3 protein-coding genes and 1 tRNA gene are annotated in these 3,720 nt (G+C 64.5%); 2 read left to right on the top strand and 2 right to left on the bottom strand.

All coding sequences use genetic code 11. From position 1 onward, the window contains the following. The first annotated feature begins 414 nt into the window (after window positions 1-414). Window positions 415-1,038 carry a class I SAM-dependent methyltransferase gene (locus tag ACI944_RS13000; RefSeq protein WP_411719458.1) on the top strand — a complete coding sequence of 208 codons (624 nt, stop codon included), beginning with the start codon at window positions 415-417 and terminating at the stop codon, window positions 1,036-1,038. Window positions 1,039-1,717: 679 nt separating this feature from the next. Here ACI944_RS13000 and ACI944_RS12995 read toward each other — a convergent pair. After that, window positions 1,718-1,792: transfer RNA gene (locus ACI944_RS12995), tRNA-Ile, on the bottom strand. An 80-nt stretch (window positions 1,793-1,872) separates the two neighbouring features. Then, on the bottom strand, window positions 1,873-2,562 hold the full coding sequence (locus ACI944_RS12990) for an FxsA family protein (RefSeq protein WP_411719457.1): 690 nt from the start codon (window positions 2,560-2,562) through the stop codon (window positions 1,873-1,875). A 123-nt stretch (window positions 2,563-2,685) separates the two neighbouring features. On the opposite strand from ACI944_RS12990, the gene gpmI reads away from it, so the two are divergent. After that, window positions 2,686-3,720 (top strand): 2,3-bisphosphoglycerate-independent phosphoglycerate mutase (gene gpmI / locus ACI944_RS12985; RefSeq protein WP_411719456.1); only part of this gene is annotated, 1,035 nt, incomplete at its 3' end.

Here is a 3,720-nt window from a genome sequence, read left to right as displayed (position 1 = left end):
GTACGAGCGCACATTATTCTCCAGTTGGCATATGCTAACCTCACGTAGCGGTGCAAGAGCCAGTGGGTGCGCTGGACCGCAGAGGGGGTAGCAGATCGGGCGAGAAGCCCCCATCCTCACCGAAGCGGCGTCAACCGCCGAGTAGGCGGCGGTAGTTCACAGCACTTCAGCAGCAGCTACGAGCAAATATCCTCCGACAACCGCACGTCGCCGGGTCGATCGGGGATGGTTTCAGGTGGGTGTGATCGCTCGGCCCCGACCTTGGAGTTCGATTCGGGGAGCCACCGTCATAATGATCGATTGGTCAGCCCTCCGAACCGTTCACGATGTGGCTCCATCCTCGTAGTAGGTGAGGCGTCGGAATCGAATTCGTGCACAGCTAGTTTCAACACGGCTCCCCCCGAATGTCGGACCGTGGCCGACGACCGCGAACGCTGGAACGAGAAGTACAGCGGCGACGATGACTTCGAACTCCCCGAGGATCCGATCCCCGAGCTCGCGCGGCGGGTCGACACGCTGCCCGAGGGCCGTGCGCTGGACGTCGCGACCGGCACCGGGCGCAATGCGATCTACCTCGCCGAGCGTGGGTACGAGGTTGAGGCCGTCGACATCTCCGACGAAGCCCTCAAGCGGGCCCGCCGCCGCGCCACCGAGAAGGGGGTCGATGTCGAGTGGATCCGGGCCGACCTCACCGACCCCGAGTTCGATCTCGAGACGGGCGCCTACGACGTGATCACCGTGAGCTTCTTTGCTGCGCTCGAACTCCTGCCGGATCTCAAGGAAATGCTCGCGCCGGGCGGCGTATTGGTGTATGAACACCATCTCCGATCGAGCGATCCGATCGAGATCGGTCCCTCAAGCGATCGGCATTGCTACCGCTCGAACGATCTGCTTCGGGCGTGTCTGGATCTGACGATCCTCAGCTACGAGGAACGACGTCGCGAGGTCAACGGCGGCACCGCGGCGGTGGCGACGCTCGTCGCCCGAAACTCAAGCGGTGGTGCCCAGTCCTATCCCAACCTCTCTGACACACACTGAAACACCCCGCAACGAGCTCAGATGTGCCGGCGACGCGACCTGCGCTTCGGACCGTGGGAGACGATGCCGGCGTCTCTCATCAGCGCTAGTTGAGGGCAACGGGCCGCTGCAAGCCGAGTTTTCTGATGCGGCGAGTTGTTTGAGGAGTTCTGTTCCACGCCCCATGCCGACTTCCATGGCGCTTGGAGCCGCGAACGAAACGGATGGGGGTATCGGTGTGTGCTTGCGTTCCGCGACGAACGTGGCTCGGATGCTGGAGCGATCGAAGCACTCTCTCCCCAAGCGGCGCTCGATGTAGTGCTTTCGGCACACTTCATGCCAAACCAATACTCCGGTCCAGGCGATGCCCTCGCCTCAAGACAGTTTATATCGAGCTTCACGCCCCTGTCAATACACAGGAGAGTGTCCGCACGGTCGCGAGATAGACTCCTGCGAAGTAATGGAGCGGAACAAGGCGAGCAAATGCCCATCGAGTCAATAAGCAAATAACGTCTCGAAAATTTGGTGCGCTGAGGGCGCGGCTAACTGCAATAGCAAGACAGCACACCCCTACGTGGAAACAGCGGTTGAACTCTACTGCTGTAGAGGGTTCTAACTATCTGGAGTTAGGACGGAAATGAGACGCCTACGGGAGTTTGGCCACCGATTTCCGACGGCCAAGGACCGTTCGGAAACCGAGTGGGCCAACTCGGATTTGAACCGAGGACCTCCCGGTTATCAGCCGAGCGCTCATACCTAGCTGAGCTATTGGCCCTAGGTAGGCGCGTTTCACCGTAGCGTCGTGGGTTGTTTAAACGTTTCTTTTCGCCCGCCCCTCGCCGGGTCGTCCCACGGTTATCGCTCCCGCGAATCGCTGTCGTCGACATCGTTCGTCGATCCAGTATCCCTGGCATCGCCGCCGTCATCGGGCTCGGAGACGTCCTCGAACTCGTAGTCATCCTCGCCCATTTCGACCGTGCTGCCGTCATAATCAGCGGCAGCGGAATCCGACTCCGAGTCGGGTCCCGGCCCGCGGTTCGGTCCCGGCCCCGGTCCCTGGCCCCCAGGGAACCCGCTCCCGCCCCCGAACCCGCTCGCCTCGCCGTCGCCGCCGGGGAACCCTCCGATATAGACGTTACCGCTCGCGAAGCCGTCGGTCTTGCTGTCGAGATACGGCCTGACGACGTAGCGTTTGACGACGACTCGGATCGGGTACCGGGTCGGTGGTAACACGAGCACGAGCCCAAGCAAGTCGGTGACGAGGCCGGGTGTGAGCATCAATGCGCCGGCGACGAGGAGGAACGCGCCGTCGAGTACCTCGTCCGTCGGCGGGTCACCACGCGCAAGTTTGCGCTGGATCTTCCGGATAGTGTGGCGGCCCTCGGCCCGGACCAGAAGTAGCCCGATCAACGCGGTCAACACGACAACGGCGACCGTCGCCGCCGGACCGATCGTGACCGGCCCCAGCCCGGTTGCGAGGACGACGAGCAACAGGACGTCGAAGAGGGGGACGAGCAGCGCGAGCCCGATGAGCCGCAGGTACATACCCCCGGCTACCGGCGGCCTCGGGAAAACGTTTCCGAGAGGCGAGAGTCGGTCACTCGCCTCGGCGGACCCAAGAGGCGTCGAAGCGACATCGCCTTAGGGTGGGGGGCACTCTCCGGACGTATGCAAGCCGCGCTCGTAATCCTCGACGGCTGGGGTCTCGGCGACGGCGGCGAGGGCGACGCCGTCTCGGCGGCGGCGACGCCGACCGTCGACCGACTCCGTGACGCCGGCGCGTCCGGAACGCTCGAGACCCACGGCAGGCGGGTCGGTCTCCCGGACGGACAGATGGGAAACAGCGAGGTCGGCCACCTCAACATCGGGGCGGGTCGGGTCGTCAAACAGGACTCGACACGCGTGACCGACGACATTGACGCCGGCGTCTTCGCCGACAACGAGGCGATCGGCGAGGCGCTCTCGGCCGTCGCCGACGGCGATGGACGGGTACACTTGTTAGGGCTCGTCAGCGACGGCGGCGTCCACTCGTATCAGGCACACCTCCACGCCCTGATCGAACTCGCCGCAGATCGGGGGGTCGAGGCCGTCACACACGCCTTTACCGACGGCCGGGATACGGCCCCCGAGAGCGGCTCGGACTTTCTCGCCGATCTCGAAGCGACGGCGGACGAGCACGGCACCGGTCACGTCGGGACGGTTTGTGGCCGCTACTACGCGATGGACCGCGACGAGAACTGGACGCGGACGAAACGCGCCTACGACGCGATCGTCGAGCGCGAGGCGCCCCATGTCGCCGACTCGGCCGTCGACGCCGTCGAGTCGTCATACGACCGCGGCGAGACGGACGAGTACGTCGAACCGACGCTCGTGGCCGGCACGCCTCCGCTCTCGGCGGGTGACGCGGCCATCTTCTTCAATTTCCGGGCCGACCGCGCCCGCCAACTCACCCGGATGCTCGCCGATATCGACCCGGAGTGGGCGTTCGAGACCGACCCTCCCGAGGTCACGTTCGTGACGATGACAGAGTATGACGAGACGTTCGGGCTTCCCGTCGCCTACCCGCCGTTGGAGCCCGAGCGGACGCTTGGCGAGGCGCTCTCGGAGGCCGGGCGCACGCAGCTTCGGGCGGCGGAGTCCGAAAAGTACGCCCACGTGACCTACTTTTTGAACGGCGGCCGCGAGACCGCGTTCAATGGCGAG

The organism is Natronomonas sp., from assembly GCF_046710025.1.
GTDB lineage: Archaea > Halobacteriota > Halobacteria > Halobacteriales > Haloarculaceae > Natronomonas.
This window is presented reverse-complemented; position numbering and strand designations above follow the sequence as displayed.